The following is a 19,051-nucleotide window of genomic DNA, read 5'->3' on the forward strand; positions in this document are numbered from 1 at the left end:
GTCCCCCATCAAGTTCTGGGCGGGGCAATATGTCGACATCACCGTCACGACCGAAGCGGGGGAGACGATTACGCGCTCGTTTTCCATGGCAAATTCGCCGCTCGAAACCCAAAAACTCGAATTCATCATCAAGAAATACCCTGAAGGAAAATTCTCCGGAGAGCTCGACTCCGGAGGAATCAAAATCGGCGCCGAGGTCAAGGTCGTCGGACCCTACGGCGCCTGCTTCCGACGGGAGAACCGAGAAGGACCGATAATCCTGGTCGGCGCCGGCTCGGGCATGTCGCCGGTCTGGTCGATCCTCAACGATCACCTCGTCAGCGGCGAGAAGCGGCCAATCTATTTCTTCTACGGCGCGCGGACGAAGGACGATCTCTTCTATCTCGACGAGATCGACGCGCTCAAAGCGGCGCATCCGGAGATCGAGTTCGTTCCCGTGCTCTCGCACGCCGACGACGACGCGAGCTGGCAGGGCGAGCGCGGCTTCGTGCACGAGCGCGTCAACGCGCGGCTGAGGGAGCTCGCCATCGACGGCCAGGGCGACGTCTACGCCTGCGGGCCGCCCCCCATGATCGACGCGCTGCAGCCCGTTCTGTTCATGAACGGGTTCGAATCCGAGCGCGTCTTCTTCGACCGATTCACGACCTCTGCCGGCGCTTCGTCCAGTCCCTGACGGAGTTTTCGGAGAGAGCCCCAAAGAGAGCAACCCGAGGCAAAACAAGAGAAAGGGAGTTGACGCGATGGTCGCTACTTCGAGTTCAGTCGGTTCCGGCGCCGCGGGCGCCGCGACATTCTCCGATTCCGACAGCCGTCGGTTCCACTATTTCGAGCCCCGCGGCCAGAGGGCGACGCATTACGAGGACGTGACCGTCGACGTGCAGCCGGATCCCGAGCGCTATCTCATCCAGAGCTGGATCATCAATTTCGCCGACGGCAAGGGCGCGTATGTCAAGGACGCGACAGAGGCGAAGAGCTCGAACTGGCACGCCTTCCGCGCGCCGGATCAGGAATGGGAGCGCACCCACTACCAGCGCCAATCGAAGATCGAGACGATGGTGCAGGGCGTGATCGCCAACGGCCGCAGGGCCGGCGTCCCGAAAGCCTTCGACAAAGCCTGGGTCGCCGTCCTCCAGAACGACCTCGGCGCCTGGAAGCATGCGGAGTTCGGCCTGGGCACCGCGCTCATGCAGGCGCAGCGCTACGGCTACACCCAGATGATCAACAACGCCACGCTGACGAACTCGTCCTACAAGCTCAGGCTCGCTCAGGACCTCACGCTCTATCTCGCCGAGATCGGTCTCGACATCCCGGGTTGGAAGGACGAGGCGGGCAAGACAACCTGGCTCGAGGATCCGATCTGGCAGGGCGTGCGGACCGCGGTCGAAACGATCATGGGCGCCACCGACTATCTCGAGCAGTATTTCGCCATCAACGTCGCGTTCGAGCCGCTGATCGGCGAGCTCGTCCGTTCCGGCTTCTTCATTCCGGTCGGTTCGGCAAACAAGGACTCAATGACGCCCTCCGTCATTTCGGCTGCGGAGGCGGACTACGAGCGCAACCTCGCCAACACCGTCGACCTGATCTACCTGCTCGCCAACGATCCGTCCCACGCCAACGAGAACCGCGCGCTGTTCCAGCGCTGGCTCAGCAAGCACGCCGATCTCGCCGAGAAGGCGGCGAGCCAGCTTCAGCCGCTGTGGTCGAAGCCGCATTCAAAACCGGTCTCGTTCCAGGACGCGCGGTCGAAGTCGCACGAGCGCTTCGGTCAGATCCTGAGCGAACTGGGCCTCAGGCAATAAGGGAGAAAAGCCAATGACCGCCACGACCACGAGCGCGCGCGACGCCTCGCATCATCAAAACATCTTCAAGGCGATGAAGGATCTCGACTTCAACGACACCATCTCTCACCAGTGCGGGGTGACCATGAACGATTCGGTCGAGGCGCGAGCGATCGCCGAGTTCATGGGCAAGAAAGACGACGTCAGCGTCACCTATCAACCGGCGCTGATCCGCATCGACGGCGAAGGCAAGCTCGTTTTCAAGATGGACGAGATTTCCGAATACCTCGGCCGCGAGATGACGGCCTCGATCTTCGAAGTGAACACCTCGACCCACTACGGCCGCATGGTTCGCGTCGACGACAACACCGTGGTTCTGTTCGGCAACATGGAGGACGTCTTCGAATACATCTAGGCGGCGGCGCCGCCAATCCGCCGGGCGGCGCGAGCCGCCGCCACTCCGCCCGGCGGGCCTCATCGCCTCAAAGCAGCTGGAGGAAACCATGTTCAAGACGCCGCAAGGCAAAGAGATTTTCGTCGTCGATGGCCACACCCACTTCTGGGACGGCAGCCCGGAAAACCAGAGCAACATCCACGGCAAACAGTTCATCGAGTGCTTCTACGGGTATCACACGTTCCTGAGCCCCAAGGAGCAGTACTGGGCGAAGGAAAAGTTCGAAAAGTACAGCGCCGACAATCTCTATCACGACCTGTTCGTCGACGGGCCGGATGACGTCGCGATCCTGCAGTCGACCTACCTTAGCGACTTCTACAAGAACGGCTTCAACACCATCGAGCGCAACGCCAGCGTCGCCAAGCGCTATCCTGAGCGGTTCATCGTCAACGGCGCCTTCGATCCCCGCGACGGCGAGAAGGCGCTCGAATACATCCACTACATGAAGGAAACCTACGACATCAAAGGCGTGAAGCTCTACACGGCCGAGTGGAACGGCGCGTCCAAGGGCTGGCGGCTGAACGACCCCGACGCCTATCGCTGCTTCGAGCTGTGCGAGAAGCTCGGCATCAAGAACGTGCACGTGCACAAGGGGCCGACGATCATCCCCTTGAACAAGGACGCTTTCGACGTCCACGACGTCGACCATGCGGCGACCGACTTCCAGAATCTCAACTGGATCGTCGAGCACTGCGGGTTGCCGCGCCTCGACGACTTCTGCTGGGTCGCGGTGCAGGAGACCAATGTCTATGGCGGCCTCGCCGTGGCGTTGCCGTTCATCCACAACCGGCCGCGTTATTTCGCCGAGGTGATCGCGGAGCTCTTGTATTGGATCGGCCCCGACAAGATCCTGTTCGGTTCCGACTATGCGATCTGGACGCCGCGCTGGCTCGTCGAGGAGTTCTGGGCCTTCGAGCTTCCCGACGACATCCGCAAGGAGCGCGGCGTCGAGCTGAACGCCGAGGTCAAGGAGAAGATCCTCGGACTCAACGCCGCAAAGCTCTACAACATCGACGTCGCCAAGAAAAAGGCCGCGCTCGCCAAGTCGCCGGTCGCGCTCGCGGCGGAGTAGGCCCATGGAGCCGTTCAGCGTCAGGAGCGGTCGGACCGCGGAAGTATGGCGCGTCGTCGCCCGGGTGCACGATCCCGAGCTCGACGAACCGGTCACCGACATGGGGTTTGTCGAGAAAATCGAGGTCGCGGACGACGGTTCGGTCGAGCTCGACTTCCGCTTGCCGACCTACTGGTGCTCGCCGAACTTCGCGTTCCTGATGCTGGACGGCTTGCGCGAGGCGCTGGAATCGCTGCCCTGGCGCCCGCGGTTCCATATCACGCTGCACGATCACCTGTTCGCCGACGAGGTGAACAAGGGGATCGCCGAGGGGAAGCCCTTCGCCGAGATCTTCGACTCCCTGTCGCCGCTCGACGACCTCGCTCAACTGCGCGAGACCTTTCTCCGGAAGGCGTTCCAGCGACGGCAGGAGGCGGCTCTCGTGGGTCTCCGCGAAGCGGGCTGGGCGGACGACGACATTTTGGCGCTCGACTGCGGGACGTTGGACAAGGCGAGTGTCGGACCGGAGCTGACGGTCCGGCTCACGCGCTATCTCGACGCGATGCGGGCCCGCTTCCCGCGAGCCGCGGACGATGCTGCGGCGTTCGTCGCCTGGGAGGGCGCCCCGCTCAGCGCGGCTGAACTGCCGGATTATCTCGGCAAGCTGCGCGCCGTCCGCATCAACATGGAGTTCAACGGCGCGCTCTGCCGGGGCCTGAAGCAGGCGCGCTATCGCGAGAAGGCGGCGGCCGACGGCGAACTGACGCTTGTCGATTTCATTCCCGCCGAGCCGCGCCCTGACGCTTCCGCTCTGGAACGGCGCCGAGCCGCTCAAAGCTGAAACGAGAGGACGCTCGATCGAGACGCGCGGCAGGCCCTCATCCGGCCCTTCGGGCTACCTTCCCCCGAGGGGGAAGGGATTCCCCTCTCTCGCGGGGAGAGGGAAGCGGCCGAAGGCCGCAGGGTGAGGGTTCTCTGGCGCAAGCCTGTTTTATGTTGAAAACCGAACGGCCTCGCGAGAGGCGATGGAGACGCCATGCCCAAGGTCCTGCTTCACAATTCGGCGGCTCGTCAGGCGCTCGCGCGCGGAGTGGCGCGGCTCGCCGCCGCGGTCGAGCCGACGCTCGGCCCCAAGGGGATGAATGCGATGATCGACCGGCCAATCGGCACGCCGATCGTCACCCGCGACGGCGTGTCGATCGCGGCCGAGATCGAGCTGCCCGAGCGCTTCGAGAACATGGGCGCGCAGGTCGTGCGCGAAGTGTCCATGCAGACCAACGCGGTGGCCGGCGACGGAACGACCACGGCGATCGTTCTGGCGAACGCGCTGGTTCAGGGTGGCGTCGAGGCTCTTGATCGCGGCGTGAAGCCGATCGACCTCTGCCGGGGCATCGACCTCGCCGTCGCGAAGGCGCTCGCCGGCCTCAAGGCGGCGGCGCGGCCGGCGAGCGACGAGGCGACGCTGGCCTCGGTCGCGACCGTCGCCGCGACGGATCCGAAGCTCGGCGCGCTGGTCGCCAAGGCCTTTTCGCTGGTCGGCGACAAGGGCGTGATCACGACCGAGTTCGGCCTCACGACGGAGACGACGCTCGACGTCGTCGAGGGGATGTCGTTCGACCGCGGATACCTTTCGCACCACATGGTGACCGATCAGGAGACGATGACGGCGGTGCTCGAGCGCCCGCTGATCCTGATGACGGACCTCAAGATCAAGGATCCGGCGTCGCTGGAGCCGGCGCGCGCGATCGCGAGCCGCGCGGGGCGCCCCCTGCTCGTGATCGCCGAGGAAGTCTCGCCCGAGGTCGTGGCGAACCTGCTCGGCGGCGGAGCGGCCGGCCGCTACCTCATCGTTCATCCGCCGGAATACGGCCATTGGCGCAAGGCGCTGCTCGAGGACCTGGCCATTCTGACCGGCGGCCGGGTCATCGCGCGGGATCTCGGCGGACGGGTCGAGGCCGTCACGGAAGCCGACCTCGGCGGCGCGGCGCGGGTGAAGACGAGCGCAAGCCATACCACGATTCTGCAGGGCGAAGGCGACGCTGCGGCGATCCGCGCGCGGCGCGTCCAGGTCGAGCGCCTGTTCGAGAACGCCCCGCCCAACATTGAGCAGGACAAGCTGCGTGAGCGCTTGGCGAAGCTGTCGGGCGGTGCCGCTGTGGTCTACGCGGGCGGCGTCACGCCGGTCGAGCAGAAGCGGACCGCCCAACTGATCGAAGACGCGCTTCACGCCGTGCGCGCTGCGGCGGAGGACGGGGTCGTGGCGGGCGGCGGCGCCGCGCTCGCCCATGTCGCCCCCACGCTCGAGCCGGTGATCGCAGACGCCAAGAGCGACGTCGCCGAAGGCGCGCGCCTGGTGCAACTGGCGTTGAAGCGCCCCTTATGGAGAATCGTGACCAACGCCGGCGCCGACGGCGACTCCGTCGTCGCCGAGGCGAGCCGCCTTCCCGAGGGAACAGGCTACAACGCCGCGATTGGCCGGTTCCAGGACATGTTCGAGGCCGGCGTCGTGGACCCGGTGCGCGTGACGTCGACGGCGCTGGCCAACGCGGCCTCGGTCGCGACCCTGATTCTGACCACCGAGACGCTGGTCGGCGACTTCACCGAAGCGGAAGATCCGACCGCGGGTCCGTCGCGCGGCGGCGGCGCCGAGAAGCTCGGCCGGCCCTAAGGATAGGGCAGGCAAGGGCGGCGTCTCAGGCGACGGGCTCGGTAACTGCTAAAGCTAAATTGGGCGCCCACGGAGGCGTCATCGCGAGCCGTGCAGCGGCGTGGCGATCCAGCAGAACGTGAGGCCCGCCCCTCGTTCCCCCGGATCGCCGCGTCGACCTTCAGCCGACAAAATCTGATTGCCTCCACTGGATTGACGCCCGTTGCGATTGTCTCGGCGCTTTGTGGGGTATGGCTCGTCCCTCGCGTTTCAAGCGACCGTTTCTATGCGATCATTCTCGTCCTCACGTTCCTGATCGACGCCAAACTGATGTGGGACGCAGCCTCTGTCCTTGTCTAGCTTTTATGGGGCCCGCCGTTCTTGTTGGACTGTGGCGCCAGCGGGGCTGGGCTTGCCGTCTCGAACGCTCCAGCGTTCGCCCTCGCCGGGCCGCACGCGGGCGGCGGCCCTCAGCTGAAGCTGCGCTGGGTTTGGATGCCGTAAAGCTGGATCTTGCGGTAGAGGGTCGGCCTCGAGATGCCCAGCCTCTGCGCGACCTTGCTCAGGTTTCCGCGTTCGGCCGCGAGCGCCTCCATGACCGCCTGGCGCTCCGCCTTGCCGAGGCCCATTGTGGGCTTGCCGTCCTCCATCGGGCAGGCCCCGCCGATGACACAGGGCGGCAGCGGCTCGCCGCGGACGTCCTGAGGGAGGTCCTCCAGGCGGACGAGCGGCGCGCTCGCGAGAAGGCACAGGCGCGACACGAGATTTCTCAGCTCCCGCACGTTACCCGGCCACCGGTAGGCCTTGAGCGCGCCGATCGCGTCGGCGGTGAACTCGAGCGCCGGTCGGCCCGTCTGTGCGGCGAGTTTCTCGTTGTAGTAGGCGACGAGGAGCGGGATGTCGTCGCGGCGCTCCCTGAGCGGCGGAACCTGAATCGACACCATGCTGATCCGGTAGAAAAGATCGCTGCGGAACCGTCCGGCCTCGACCTCCTTCAGCAGGTCGCGGTTAGTGGACGCGATCAGCCGAACATCGACCGGCCGCTCGCGCGTGTCGCCGATCCGCCGCACCATCCGTTCCTCGAGGACGCGCAACAGGAACGGCTGAATGTCGAGCGGCATCTCGCCGATCTCGTCGAGACTGAGCACCCCTCCGTTGGCCAGTTCGAACACGCCTGCCTTGCCCTCCTTCGACGACCCCGTGAAGGCGCCGCCAACGTGGCCGAAGATTTCGCTGCCGAACAGTTCGCGCGTAATCGCGCCGCAATTGAGCGCGACGAACGGTCCTTGCCTGCGGTCGCTCTCATGATGGACGAGGCGGGCGAACAGCTCCTTGCCGACGCCCGTCTCGCCCTCGATCAGGAGCGCGATTTCCGGTTCGGAGCGCGCGACGCGGCGAGCGACGTCGATCGCCGCGCGCAAGGCGTCGCATTCGCCGACGATGCCGTCCGCGGCCTTTTCCAGCCGCCGAGGAGCGGAGACCGGCCGGGTCGGCCGCGCGGCCGAAGGACTGGACGGGAACACCAGCGCCGCGCCCCGGATCTCGCCGTCGAGTCGAAGCGGACGGAAATGGCAGAGGCGTAACAGCGCGTCGGGGAAGGCGCTTCCTTGCGCCTTCATGAGGTCCGTCAGGGGCCCTTCGAGAATCTTGTCTCCGCAGGCGACGAGCGGCCGCTTTTCGCCCCGTTCGACCGTCGGGGCCGGCATGTTGTTCACATAGGTCGCGCGGCCGCGCCTGTCGACGATGACCAGGCCGTCGCGACCGCCATATCCGGGAGCATTCGCAATGAACGCTTCGAGAAGGCGGGTGCGCTCCTCACGCTGCCTCTGGGCAAGCTCCTGCTCGATCTCGCGCGCGATCGCCGCGACGAAGATCGTGTTGTGAGGCCTGAAGATCCCCGAATGGCCGGAAAGGTCGAACACGCCGATCACCGAACCATCGAGCGGATCCCGAATCGGGGCGCCAGCGCAGGTCCAGCCTTTGATTCCGGCGCAGAAGTGCTCCGCCGCGTGTACGAAGACCGGCTCGCCCGCCGCAAGGGCGGTGCCGATGCCGTTCGTCCCGGCCGCGCCCTCGCCCCACATGCCGCCCACGGTCAGATGGATGTCGGCTCCGGCATGCAAGGTCGCCCTGTCGCCGAGGGCTTCCACGAGCACGCCTTCGCCGTCGGTCAGCACGATCATCGCGGCGGTGCCTTCCACCATTTTAGCGACTGTCGTGAAGCAGGGGCGCGCGGCGGCGATCAAATCAGCGTTCTTGCGAATGAGATCGCCGATCTGCTCGCGGTCCTGGTTGATGGGCGCGGCCGATCCGTTCGCGTCGATTCCGCCATCGAGGCTGCGGCGCCAGGAGCTCTCGATGACCGAGCGAACCGCCGCGCCTCGACGCCCGGATCCTCCGCCGACGAAATCCTCCCAGGCGTCCATTGTCGAATGTTCATCGTAAGACATTTGCTGGACCCCGGGCCCGAAGGCTGGTCGCGTCATGCGGCGGCCGGATCGGGCGGTTCATGGATCGAGACCGGGAGCCCCGGTCGTTCGTGGTCTTGCTGTGTCTTAGCGTTCACGCGTCCTCCGCCCCGCACGAGTCCTCCGCCCCGCAACGGCCGTGCGGCGCGATCATTCGAATCCCAAGCGCGAAGCAAGTTCGCCGACGAGGGCTTCCTCGCCGCCGTCCGACGCGAGCAGCGCCTGGTCGAGGTCGGCGAGCGTGTCGAGAATCTCGTCCGGCAATGGAGCGAAGAACCCGTTCTCGGAGCTGGCGAGACAAAAGACGATCTCGCTGGGGCGCCGTCGAATTTCGCCGAGGTGGTGAAGCTGCCGCCCGGAGTTGTCGTCGACGACAACGACGCGGCCGTTCAGGGTGGCGCGGACGACGGGTCGCGGCTCGACTGTCCCACCGGAACTGAACCCGCCGACCGCATGAACGATCGTCTTCTCCGAGAGCCTCGGCGCGGGCGCCTTCACTCTCTTGCGGGCGGAATAGCCGCCCTGCGTCAAGTGGTCCGCGATTTTCTCAATCGTGGGGCGGTTCTGGTCGAGAAGCGCTTTCAGTCGAACGTCCTGGGGGCGCGGGCCATCGCCGCGCGAGAAGATTTCGACCATCGTTCCTCCCGGCGCCCGGCTTTGGGGCGAGCTCGGCCGGCCGCACCCCCCGTGACCGCGCCGCTTCCGCCCCACCATAGCGCAGTTCCGTGGGCCCCGGCAGTAGGTAATTACCACACAGTCCGACGCTGGGCCTCGGCGTCTGGCCTCTTACGAGACCATCCGCGCCGGAAACGCGGTGAACTTCCGACGCCGCTGCGATCGTCTTCGGCCCGCCCTGAGGCTGCCAGACCCGTGCTGACCAAGCGGCACAGTTACACGCTCGGCGACACGGTGACGAAGCTGCATCTGCACCGGGCGGGTCTGGTCAGGCCCGCGCCCAAGCGCTCCGCGCACCGCAAGAAGCGGCCGCGCCGGCCGATGCGCGGCATGATGCTGCATCAGGACGGATCGCGGCATGTGTGGGTCACGTCCTTATGCCCACCCGCCTCGGCAAGCGCGACCGTGATCGTGTCCTTGTGCACGTCAAAATCGATATATGTGACAGCTTTGTCCAAGACCCGTCTGCTATGCATGAGGGTCGGCGGCGGAACCCCCGGCGCTCGATTAGCCTGCATACTGTGAGACGGCTCGCCCTATCTCAGGCGAACATGTCGCCTATGGCGTTTTCGTCGCCGCTATACCAAGGTATAGGGTGCTAAGAACCAATTTATGTTCAAATCCTACCTTGTCTTGCTGGAAGTCTTGGTTTGCTCACACTAAAGATATCGTGTAGGAACGGGCAGTAATACTGACAGACAATACAAGTTACTTCCTCTAGACCTGACCGATGAAGTCGTTTCCGGTTTGCAGGACCATCATTCAAGAAGCGACCAGACTATCGAGCGAATCGAAGCTGACTTGAGGAATCGTCCAACAGGAGAACACCCAATGGCGACCGCAGTGAACGAGGTTTCCATCCCCGACAGCAAGATTGCTCGTGAAATAACCGAGCTGGTGAGGGACACGGAATCTCCGCTTCTCTTTCATCATTCAAGCCGCGTTTACCACTGGGGCGCGCTGGCGGGCAGGCGTAAGGGGCTACGGTTCGATCCTGAGCTGCTCTACGCGGGAGCGATGTTTCATGACATGGGTCTCACTCACCAGCACCGCAGCGAGCACGATCGCTTCGAGGTCGACGGCGCCAACGCCGCGCGCGACTTCTTGCGTAGCCGAGGCATCCCCCAGCAGGACGTCGACACGGTTTGGACAGCGATCGCGCTGCACACCACGCCTGGGATTCCGCCCCATATGCACCCGGTCGTCGCGCTGGTCACCGCGGGTGTCGAAATGGACGTGCTGGGATTCGCCTATGCCGATTACACCCAAGCGGAGCGCGAGGCGGTCGTCCATGCCCACCCTCGCAGCGCTAGCTTCAAGGAAGACATCATCCAGGCCTTCTACGATGGTTTCGGGCACAAGCCAGAAACGACATTTGGCACCGTCAACGCGGACGTGCTCGCAGACAAAGATCCGAGCTTCAAACGACGCAACTTTTGCAGCGTGATCCGTGAATCCGCGTGGCAGGGGTGACGGCAGGCGCGCCCGACCCGCGTCGCCAAGGCGTCAGGCCGCTTGAGCAGTTGAGCGCACAAAACAACGCCGTCCATCCAAAACTTCGGAGCTCATCATGTCCACCGATTCGAAATTCACCAACGCCACCGGCGCCCCTGTCGCCGACAACACCAACATTCAGACCGCTGGCCCGCGCGGCCCTTCACTGCTCCAAGACATCTGGCTGATTGAGAAGCTGGCGCAGTTCGACCGCGAAGTCATTCCGGAACGCCGCATGCATGCAAAGGGTTGGGGCGCGCACGGGACCTTCACGGTCACCCGGAACATTACGCGCTACACCCGGGCGAAGATATTTAATGAGGTCGGTAAGAAGACGCCGATGTTCGTACGCTTCTCGACCGTCGCCGGCGAGCGCGGCGCCGCCGATGCCGAGCGAGACATTCGGGGAACCGCCATCAAGTTCTACACCGAGGAGGGCAACTGGGACATCGTGGGCAACAACACTCCGGTGTTCTTCTTCCGCGATCCCCTGAGATTTCCGGATCTGAACCATGCCATCAAGCGCGACCCGCGGACTGGACTCCGAAGCGCGAACAACAATTGGGATTTTTGGAGCCTCCTGCCGGAGGCGCTGCATCAGGTGACCATTGTCATGTCCGACCGCGGCATTCCAAAATCGTTCCGCCACATGCACTTGTTCGGCAGCCACACGTTCTCGATGATCAATGCCGACAATGCGCGTGTGTGGGTCAAATTCCATTTCCGCACGCAACAAGGAATCCAGAATCTGACGGACGCGGAAGCGGAATCTCTTATCGCCTCGGACCGCGAGAGCCATGGGCGGGATCTGCTCACAGCCATCGATTCAGGCGACTTTCCCCGCTGGACGCTTTTCATTCAGGTCATGACCGAGGATCAAGCGCGAAGCCATAAGCACAATCCGTTCGATCTCACAAAGGTTTGGCCTAAGGCCGACTATCCGTTGATCGAGGTCGGAGTGATGGAGCTGAACCGCTATCCAGCCAACTATTTCGCCGAGGTGGAGCAGGCAGCCTTCTCGCCGGCCAACGTCGTGCCGGGAATTGGCTTTTCGCCCGACAAGGTGCTGCAAGGGCGCTTGTTCTCCTACGGTGATACGCAGCGGTATCGGCTTGGAGTCAATTTCAACCAGATCCCTGTGAACGCTCCCAAATGTCCGTTTCAAAGTTATCATCGCGACGGCAAGATGCGAGTCGATGGCAATCTCGGCGGCGCGCTCAGCTATCATCCCAACAGCGAGGGCCTGTGGGCAGACCAACCGCATTTCCTCGAGCCTATGTTGCCGATAGAGGGGGCCGCAGGGCATTGGGATCACCGCGTTGACGACGACCATTGGGAACAGCCCGGAAATCTGTTTCGGAAGATGACGGCGCAACAGCGGCAGATGCTGTTCGAGAACACGGCGCGGGCGATGGGTGACGCCGAGCTGCACATCAAGCAGCGGCACGTCGACAATTGCACGCGCGCCGATCCGGCATACGGGGCCGGGGTGGCGAAGGCCCTCGGGCTCAAGCAGCCGCAGTTGGTCGATTGAGGCACGCCATAGGCGTTCTCGACGACGACTCTCCGATCGTCGGCGACGCGGGGCTTACTCGGCATAGTCGCGATTGCCTTCGCCCAGGGCCTTTGCCTTCGAATTCGGCATTATGGCGGGCGCACATGAACCCCGCCGTCACCGTCGTGATGTCGTGTCGCGCCCGCTGACAGCGGATCCTTGGCCCGCCGGTAAATTTGCTGCGACATGACGTCGTGCTGCGTACAGAACTCGCTGCGGACGGCTGATAATGACCGATCGCGGCGATCGGGTTCAATCGTACCAGGCGCTTTCGAACCTGATCACGAAAGGCCTCGGGAGGTGACGGTATCCTCGACGGTTGCAGAGCCAGGCAGAGTGCTCGTTGCGGCTACTAGTCCCAGTCGCAAAGGCGGCGCAAAGCAGACGGATGGGACTGTCTCGCGCATTTTTTGAAGCGTTCGGGGCAGCCCCTCGCCTGCCTCCCAGCTTCGCGTGGCGGGCGTAGCTGTCGTAGACGAAGAGATCAGGCGAGGTTCGAATACAGCGCCGCCGTCGCTCCCCGCTCGTAGTCGAGCACGCGCTCGTAGTCCTGCGCTGTTAGGACGTGCGCCGCCTTGAGTCCCAGCGTGGCGCGTGCGTCGGCGAGTCCCGGGTCGGCCAGCGCATCGAACAAGACGGCGCGCACGGCGGCGAGCGTCGAATCGGGCAAGCGCGCGCTCAAGATGAACGGCAAGCCGGGAGACGGTAGGCTTTCGGCCACGATGGCGACGCTTGCGACAAGCTGCGGTCGAAAGCGCGCGAGAAGGCCGAAGGTGACGCAGTCGACAGCGGCCAGGTCCGCGCGTCCTTGGGCCACCGCCGCGAGACTCGCCTCATGCGCGCCGGTGACGATGACGTCGGAGAAGAACAGACGCCCATTCGCGAGCGGGGCGATCGTGGCTCGGAACAGGTTCATGCCGCTGTTGCTGTCCCGCGAATTGACTGCCGCAACCGCGCCGCGAAAGTCCTGAAGCGCACGGCGCGGATCATTGGCCGCGCGGACGATAAAGCTGCGATGGTCAGCGCCGTCGCAACCGGGAAAGGCGTATTCAGGCGTCGCGACCAGGACGACGGCGCCGCGGAGCGCCGTCGCATACGGGTAGCCGCAAGTCTGGCCGAACACCAGGCCGGGGTCGCGCCACAGGTCCGTCAGGTCGCGCCCGCGCGCGAGCGCCGCCGGCGCCTCCACCCCCCGGGACCGCAGGCCCGCCGAGATCCGCCGCCACAGCGCGTCGTTGGCGGCGGCAATCTCGGGGAAGTCGTACATCGGCAGCGCCGCGACCGGCGCGCTCCCGCTCATACGGCCCGGCCGGTCCAGTCGGGATGAACGAGACGGTCGTGCGGAGTGTGCCCGTACCGCCGGAAGACGTCGAGATAGCCGTCGTAGACGAGCCCGCCGTTGCGCTGGATCAGCGCCTCGCGGTTCAGCCGGTAGAACGCCGGGATCTGATACCACGGCAGCCCGCCGCGCAGGTGATGGGCGACGTGCAAATTGTTGTTGAGGAACAGGAGCCCGAGAACGGGAGCGTTCTCGACGATCGCGGTGCGCTTCTCCGGCTCGCCCGCGGCGCGGTGCTCGGCAAAGGAGCGGACCATCGCGAGACTCATGCCGGGATAGACGAAGGCCGCGACATAGAGCCAGAGCGGCATGCGGCAGACGCCGATCACCCAGACAAGCACGGGAACGCACTGGACGGCGTGCCGGAGAATTACGCGCCGCGCGTCGTTCCGGCCGAGCCAGGCGTCGCGGAGGAGGTCGAAGACGAAGCGCCCAATCATCCAGGCCGGACCGAGAAGAATTCGCCCGACGAGCGTCGATTGCGCTGAGACAAGCGCGCGCCCTGCCGACCCGAGGTCGCGCAGTCCCGTCAGGGTCCAGTAGTAGCTTTCGGGGTCCTCGAACGGATCGGTCAGGTTGGCGTCCTGATGATGGCGGAGATGGGTTGCTCGGTAGCTGGAGAAGGGCAGCCAGAGCGAGAGCGGCCAGACGCCGATCGCCTCATTGACCGCGCGCCACGGCGTCGGGTGGCCGTGAATCACCTCATGCTGCAGGTTCATCTGCCAGGCGATGACCCAGGCGCCGAGCGGGACGAGCGCCCAGACCGGCAAGTCCCGCCAGAACCAGGTCGTCAGACCCCACCACCCGTAGATGACGATCGCCAGCGCAATCGTCGGCCCCTCGACCCGGCGGCCGAGGGGCGGCAATTCGACAATGTCCAAATCCCGCTCCGCGCTCGGGGAGGCTCGAGGTAAGCGTCCCCGACTCGGAGTTCACAAAATCATTGATTCTCGGCCGCGACAATGCGGCGAAACGGCGCTTGAGAGTTTTTCTATCAAAATAGTCAAGATTACGCCCCGATAGGTCAGCGAGACGCGATTCGTTCGCATCGCTCCTGGTTCAGCCGCCGCGCGCCTCGCCTTGCGCCTGCTCCAGGGCGTCAGGTTCGAGCTCGCAATAGAGGAGGCGCGCCGGGTCGACCGGCCCCGGCAGGGTGACGCGGCCAGGCGGGACCGGCTTGAAGCCCATGCGCGCATAATAAGGCTCGTCGCCGACCAGAATGACCAGCTTCCAGCCCGCGCACTTCGCCGCCTCCAGCGAGCGCGTGACGAGGGCCTCCCCGATGCCCTGACTACGGAAGACCGGCTCGACGATCAGCGGCCCCAGCAGAAGCGCAGGCTGGCTGCCGATGGTGATCGGCGTCATGGCGTTCGCGCCGACCAGCAGCGTGCCGACCCGCGCGACGAAGCAGAGCGCGGGATCGGGGTCCGCCTGCTCACGGACTCGATAGGCGGAGCGGGCGAAGCGGCCGGGGCCAAACACGCGCTCGTTGAGATGCTCGATGGCTGCGGCGTCGTCAGGCGTTTCGGGTTCAAGCAGGAGGGAGAGATCGGACATCGCGCCGCCTCTACCACGCGGCGCGAGGATCGGTCATCCCCGTCAGGCGCCGAACTCATCGGGGTCGCGCCACTCGCGCTCGAACGGCATGCGCCAGGAGTGCGGCGCGATCAGCTGATAGATCGACTGCGGCCCCCAGGAGCCCGGCGCGTAGACGCGGACCGGCGGCGGATTGTCGAGCAGGCGGGTCGAGACGGCCCACAGGCGCTCGATGCCGTCGGCGGTGCAGAACAGCGTGTGATCGCCGCGCATCGCGTCGAGGATGAGCCGCTCGTAGGCCTCCAGCACGTCGTCGCCAAGCCCGGTGTCGTGCAAGTGGAATTGCAGGCTCTGCTTGGCGAGCCGCATGCCCGGACCCGGCTTCTTGCCATAGAAAGACAGCGACACGCGCGACTGGTCGGCGAGATCGAAGGTCAGGTGGTCCGGTCCCTGGAAGCCGAGGCCGGAATCCTCCGGAAACATGCTGCGCGGCGGCTCCTTGAAGGCGATCGAGATGATCCGCTGGCCCTGCGCCATGCGCTTGCCGGTGCGCAGGTAGAAGGGGACGCCCGCCCAGCGCCAATTGTCGATCCGGCACTTGAGGGCGATGAAGGTCTCCGAGTCCGATTCCGGATCGACGCCCTTTTCCTTGCGGTAGCCGATGTACTGCCCGCGCACGACATGGGCCGGGTCGATCGGCATCAGCGAGCGGAACACCTTGTTCTTTTCCTCGCTGATCGGGTCCGGCGCCAGCGAGGTCGGCGGCTCCATCGCGACGAAGCCGAGGATCTGAAACAGGTGGGTCACGACCATGTCGCGATAGGCGCCGGTCTGCTCGTAGAAGCCGATGCGATTGCCGATCTCGAGCGTCTCGGGAACGTCGATCTGGACGTGGTCGATGAAGTTGCGGTTCCAGATCGGCTCGAACAGGCCGTTGGCGAAGCGGAAGGCGAGGATGTTCTGCGCCGGCTCCTTGCCGAGGAAATGGTCGATGCGGAAGATCTGGTCCTCGGAAAAGACATTGTGCAGCTCGGCGTTGAGCGCGACCGCGCTTTCGAGGTCGTGGCCGAACGGCTTCTCCATGATGATGCGGGAGCCGGAGGCGAGACCGGCCTCCTGCACCATCCTGAGCGCCGGCAGCGCCGCGCTTGGCGGCACGCTGAGATAGTGGATCAGCTGAAATTTCCCGCCGAGCGCGGACGCCGCCCGCTCGACCGCCGCGGCGAGAGCCTTGGCGCCCTCTTTGATCGGGACGTAGTCGAGCGCCGCGTCGAGCGCCGGCCAATCGCTTTCGGCCGGCGGGTGGTCGTGATGCATGGCGGTCGCCTTGCGGGCGAGCGCGCGGAAGTCGTCCGTCGTGATGTCGTCGAGCGAGACGCCGATGATTCGGCACCTGGGGATGAAGCCCGCCGTGATGAGGTGAAAAAGCCCGGGCAGGAGCTTGCGCTGCGACAGGTCGCCCGTGGCGCCGAACAAAACGACGATCTGCGGCAATTTTGGACCGACTCCGGCCGGTATTTTGGACATCGCGCCTCTCCCGTCATCCCTCTCGGCCGCCCACTCTGCCGGGCGTTGCGTGACAGTCGTGCGACAGGAGCGCGGCGGCGGCAAGGCTGAAGTGCTATACACGCAGGCTCGCCCGACCCTCGTTGTGGTCCGCCCAACGAACCGCGCGCCCACTCGCTCCCAGCGGACGTGCGGTCCTTGCGCAAGCGAACCAACCGCCCTAGTTCCATGTAACAACGGAGATGAGCCATGGCCCCCGCCCGCCCCACGAATTCGCGCGAAAAGGTACGAACGTACCGCGAGCGGCTCCGCGCGCAAGGGTTGCGTCCGATCCAGATTTGGGTCCCCGACGTCCGCGCGCAGGCTTTTGCGGAGGAAGCCCATCGCCAGTCGCTCGCCGTCGCCCAGAGCGCGCACGCGGCCGACGACCAAGACTTCATCGACTCGATTTCGGACCGGGGCGATGAATGAGGCGCGGCGAAGTGTGGACTGTCGCGGGCGGCAAGGATTACACAAGCAAGCCTCGGCCCGCAGTCGTCGTCCAGGACGACAGATTCGACGCAACCAACTCGATAACGCTTTGCGCCTTCACGACCGATCGGACGGAGGCACCGTTGTTCCGCCTGTCGATCGAGCCGAACGAGCGCAACGGACTTCTGGCGCCGTCTCAGCTCATGATCGACAAGATCACGACCGTGCCGAGATCCAAAGTGGGTCGGAAACTCGGCAGGCTCGACGATGAGGACATGGTTCGGTTGAACCGGGCGATGATCGTCTTTCTCGGACTGGCGGGGTCGCCGCGCTCGGCTCTGTAGGCGCGCTCGTCCGAGCTACAGAGCGCGCCTGAGCCTCAGGCTCGCCCAGCCTTCGAGGTCGATGCGCTCGGCGAGATAAAAACCCTGCGCCCGCCATCCGGCGAGCACGCCGGGGACGTCCGCCAGCAGCAGGCCGGAGACGATGGAGTCGCCGTCCGGTGCGGTCACGGCGGCGAGCGAGGGCGCGAGCAGGCGCAACGGTTTGGCGAGAATGTTGGCGAAGACCACGTCATACGGCGCGCCTTCGCTCAAGGACCGGCTCTCCACGCCGCGCGAGACGACGGCCTTGCAATATTCGCCGACGCCGTTCAGGCGCGCGTTTGCGTTGGCGACGGCGACGGCGACGGGGTCGATATCGCCGAGCCAGATTTTTCGCCGCAAGATTTTGGCCGCGGCGATCGCCAGCACGCCGGCGCCGCAGCCGACGTCGAGAACGCGCTCAGGGCGGCGGCGCTTGATGAGCCGGTCGAAATGCATGAGGCAGCCGCGCGTCGTGCCGTGATGGCCGGTGCCAAAGGCGAGGCCCGCCTCGATCTCGATGCCGATGTCGTTGGAATGGACCTTCGCCCGGTCATGGCTCCCGTGGACCAGAAAGCGCCCGGCGCGCACGGGCGTGAGGCCGGCGAGCGCGTTGGCGACCCAGTCTTGTTTCTCCGTGAGGCCGAACGTCGCCGCGGCCGCGGTCTCCTCGTCGGCGGCGACGGCGATCAGGGCGCGGATGTCGTCCTCGTCCGGTGTGACGCCGAAATAGGCCTCGACCAGCCACGCCTTGCCGCCGCCCGGCCAAGCGTCCTCCGTCTCGAACGCGGCCGAGGCCGCCTCGGCCGGCTCAAAGCTCTCGACGATGAGGTCCGCGACCGCGCGCGCCCGGCGCTCGTCGGTCACGAGCGTCAGGCGATGGGCGGCGTTGTTGGGCGGCAGGCCTTCGAGCATATGCGCCGCCTACCACGCCTAAACACCCCCCGCCAGGGTCAGCCTTACTGCCTTACTGCCTCCACACGCAGCAAGCATTCTGGGCGAATCTCGTTCAGCCAGGAGTGCGAAAGAATGGCCGACGGATCAGACTTGGCGAGCGTGCGGTCGATTTCGGTCGATTTCGCGGAGGGCGCAGAGGCGATCCGTCTCCGGCCGAACGGCTGGACGCCGAACAACGATCGCCTGCCGGTTCTCAGCTATCGAGGCGTACGCCTTAGAGAGAAGGACTTGGGCGAGGGGGACTTGGCCTCTGCGTTCGAGGCCCTGTTCCGGCGCAACAATTGGCCGCCCGAATGGCGCAACGGCGTCTATAACACCCATCACTATCATTCGACCGCTCACGAAGCGCTGGCGTTCGCGGCAGGCCGGGCGAAGCTCGTGCTTGGCGGACCTGGCGGGCTCGAAGTCGACGTCAGCGCCGGCGACGTCATCGTGCTGCCGGTCGGAACTGGCCATTGCCGGCTGGAGGCGAGCCGCGATTTCCTGGTCGTCGGCGCCTACCCGCCGGGTCCGCGCTGGGATATCTGCCGCGCCGCGCCGACCGCGGGGCAGACCACGCGGATGCTATCGCTGATGGGGTGGACGGCGCCCCGAACGGCATCAAGCGTGCCAAGATGGTCGTCGTTGAAAGCGCCATCTGGAAGGGAGGCCGTCCGTGAGCAAGTCTATCATCGATACCTCGGCTGTCACGCGCGTCGGGCTTGATCTGGCCAAGCGGGTTTTTCGCGTCCACGCTGTCGATGCGACGGGTAAGGTTG

At 65.3% G+C, this 19,051-nt stretch carries 18 protein-coding genes; 11 read left to right on the forward strand and 7 right to left on the reverse strand.

Translation table 11 applies throughout. The features are described from left to right. The 6 genes from ACLP25_RS03930 to ACLP25_RS03955 all read left to right on the forward strand — a co-directional run. On the forward strand, positions 1-673 hold a 673-nt coding region (locus ACLP25_RS03930), incomplete at its 5' end, for an FAD-binding oxidoreductase (RefSeq protein ID WP_442467924.1). A 67-nt stretch (positions 674-740) separates the two neighbouring features. After that, positions 741-1,799, forward strand: a complete 1,059-nt coding sequence (locus ACLP25_RS03935; protein ID WP_442467925.1) for a toluene hydroxylase — start codon at positions 741-743, stop codon at positions 1,797-1,799. A 13-nt stretch (positions 1,800-1,812) separates the two neighbouring features. Beyond that, on the forward strand, positions 1,813-2,193 hold the full coding sequence (locus tag ACLP25_RS03940; protein WP_442467926.1) for an MmoB/DmpM family protein: 381 nt from the start codon (positions 1,813-1,815) through the stop codon (positions 2,191-2,193). Positions 2,194-2,281: 88 nt separating this feature from the next. Continuing rightward, positions 2,282-3,304 (forward strand): amidohydrolase family protein, encoded by a 1,023-nt coding sequence (locus ACLP25_RS03945; protein WP_442467927.1) that lies wholly within the window; start codon positions 2,282-2,284, stop codon positions 3,302-3,304. Positions 3,305-3,308: 4 nt separating this feature from the next. Further along, the gene (locus ACLP25_RS03950) at positions 3,309-4,124 is read left to right on the forward strand and encodes an iron-sulfur cluster assembly protein (RefSeq protein ID WP_442467928.1); all 816 of its coding nucleotides are present in this window, start codon (positions 3,309-3,311) and stop codon (positions 4,122-4,124) included. A gap of 195 nt (positions 4,125-4,319) precedes the next feature. After that, positions 4,320-5,951 (forward strand): molecular chaperone GroEL, encoded by a 1,632-nt coding sequence (locus tag ACLP25_RS03955; protein WP_442467929.1) that lies wholly within the window; start codon positions 4,320-4,322, stop codon positions 5,949-5,951. Positions 5,952-6,400: 449 nt separating this feature from the next. Here ACLP25_RS03955 and ACLP25_RS03960 read toward each other — a convergent pair whose 3' ends face one another. Both ACLP25_RS03960 and ACLP25_RS03965 read right to left on the reverse strand, forming a co-directional pair. Then, positions 6,401-8,380: a sigma-54-dependent Fis family transcriptional regulator gene (locus ACLP25_RS03960; protein ID WP_442467930.1), complete on the reverse strand. Its 1,980-nt coding sequence runs from the start codon at positions 8,378-8,380 to the stop codon at positions 6,401-6,403. A gap of 168 nt (positions 8,381-8,548) precedes the next feature. After that, positions 8,549-9,034 carry a hypothetical protein gene (locus ACLP25_RS03965; RefSeq protein WP_442467931.1) on the reverse strand — a complete coding sequence of 162 codons (486 nt, stop codon included), beginning with the start codon at positions 9,032-9,034 and terminating at the stop codon, positions 8,549-8,551. An 870-nt stretch (positions 9,035-9,904) separates the two neighbouring features. Between ACLP25_RS03965 and ACLP25_RS03970 the strand changes: the two genes are divergently transcribed. Together ACLP25_RS03970 and ACLP25_RS03975 are read left to right on the forward strand one after the other, a co-directional pair. Continuing rightward, positions 9,905-10,546, forward strand: coding sequence for an HD domain-containing protein (locus ACLP25_RS03970; RefSeq protein ID WP_442467932.1), 642 nt, complete (start codon positions 9,905-9,907; stop codon positions 10,544-10,546). A 97-nt stretch (positions 10,547-10,643) separates the two neighbouring features. Next, entirely contained in the window at positions 10,644-12,101 is a 1,458-nt protein-coding gene (locus ACLP25_RS03975; protein ID WP_442467933.1) for a catalase, read from the forward strand. Between the two features lie 505 nt (positions 12,102-12,606). Here ACLP25_RS03975 and ACLP25_RS03980 read toward each other — a convergent pair. From ACLP25_RS03980 to zwf, 4 genes are all read right to left on the reverse strand, one after another. Next, a complete protein-coding gene (locus ACLP25_RS03980) occupies positions 12,607-13,422 on the reverse strand; it encodes a phosphate/phosphite/phosphonate ABC transporter substrate-binding protein (protein ID WP_442467934.1) in 816 nt (271 codons plus the stop codon). Further along, positions 13,419-14,342, reverse strand: a complete 924-nt coding sequence (locus ACLP25_RS03985) for a fatty acid desaturase (RefSeq protein ID WP_442467935.1) — start codon at positions 14,340-14,342, stop codon at positions 13,419-13,421. The genes ACLP25_RS03980 and ACLP25_RS03985 overlap by 4 nt, the downstream gene beginning before the upstream one ends. A gap of 178 nt (positions 14,343-14,520) precedes the next feature. Then, a complete protein-coding gene (locus tag ACLP25_RS03990; RefSeq protein ID WP_442467936.1) occupies positions 14,521-15,018 on the reverse strand; it encodes a GNAT family N-acetyltransferase in 498 nt (165 codons plus the stop codon). Between the two features lie 42 nt (positions 15,019-15,060). After that, positions 15,061-16,524 carry a glucose-6-phosphate dehydrogenase gene (gene zwf, locus ACLP25_RS03995; protein ID WP_442467937.1) on the reverse strand — a complete coding sequence of 488 codons (1,464 nt, stop codon included), beginning with the start codon at positions 16,522-16,524 and terminating at the stop codon, positions 15,061-15,063. 228 nt (positions 16,525-16,752) lie between these two features. Here zwf and ACLP25_RS04000 point away from each other — a divergent pair, with 228 nt between their 5' ends. Continuing rightward, positions 16,753-16,974: an antitoxin MazE family protein gene (locus tag ACLP25_RS04000; protein ID WP_442467938.1), complete on the forward strand. Its 222-nt coding sequence runs from the start codon at positions 16,753-16,755 to the stop codon at positions 16,972-16,974. Beyond that, the gene (locus ACLP25_RS04005; RefSeq protein WP_442467939.1) at positions 16,971-17,318 is read left to right on the forward strand and encodes a type II toxin-antitoxin system PemK/MazF family toxin; all 348 of its coding nucleotides are present in this window, start codon (positions 16,971-16,973) and stop codon (positions 17,316-17,318) included. Before ACLP25_RS04000 ends, ACLP25_RS04005 begins: the two co-directional genes overlap by 4 nt. A 15-nt stretch (positions 17,319-17,333) precedes the next feature. On the opposite strand, the gene ACLP25_RS04010 is transcribed toward ACLP25_RS04005, so the two are convergent. Then, complete coding sequence (locus tag ACLP25_RS04010; protein WP_442467940.1) at positions 17,334-18,251, reverse strand: 50S ribosomal protein L11 methyltransferase; 918 nt, start codon at positions 18,249-18,251, stop codon at positions 17,334-17,336. 114 nt (positions 18,252-18,365) lie between these two features. On the opposite strand from ACLP25_RS04010, the gene ACLP25_RS04015 reads away from it, so the two are divergent. Beyond that, complete coding sequence (locus ACLP25_RS04015; RefSeq protein ID WP_442467941.1) at positions 18,366-18,998, forward strand: cupin; 633 nt, start codon at positions 18,366-18,368, stop codon at positions 18,996-18,998. Positions 18,999-19,051 lie beyond the last annotated feature (53 nt).

The organism is Roseiarcus sp. (assembly GCF_052145395.1).
Classification (GTDB): domain Bacteria; phylum Pseudomonadota; class Alphaproteobacteria; order Rhizobiales; family Beijerinckiaceae; genus Roseiarcus.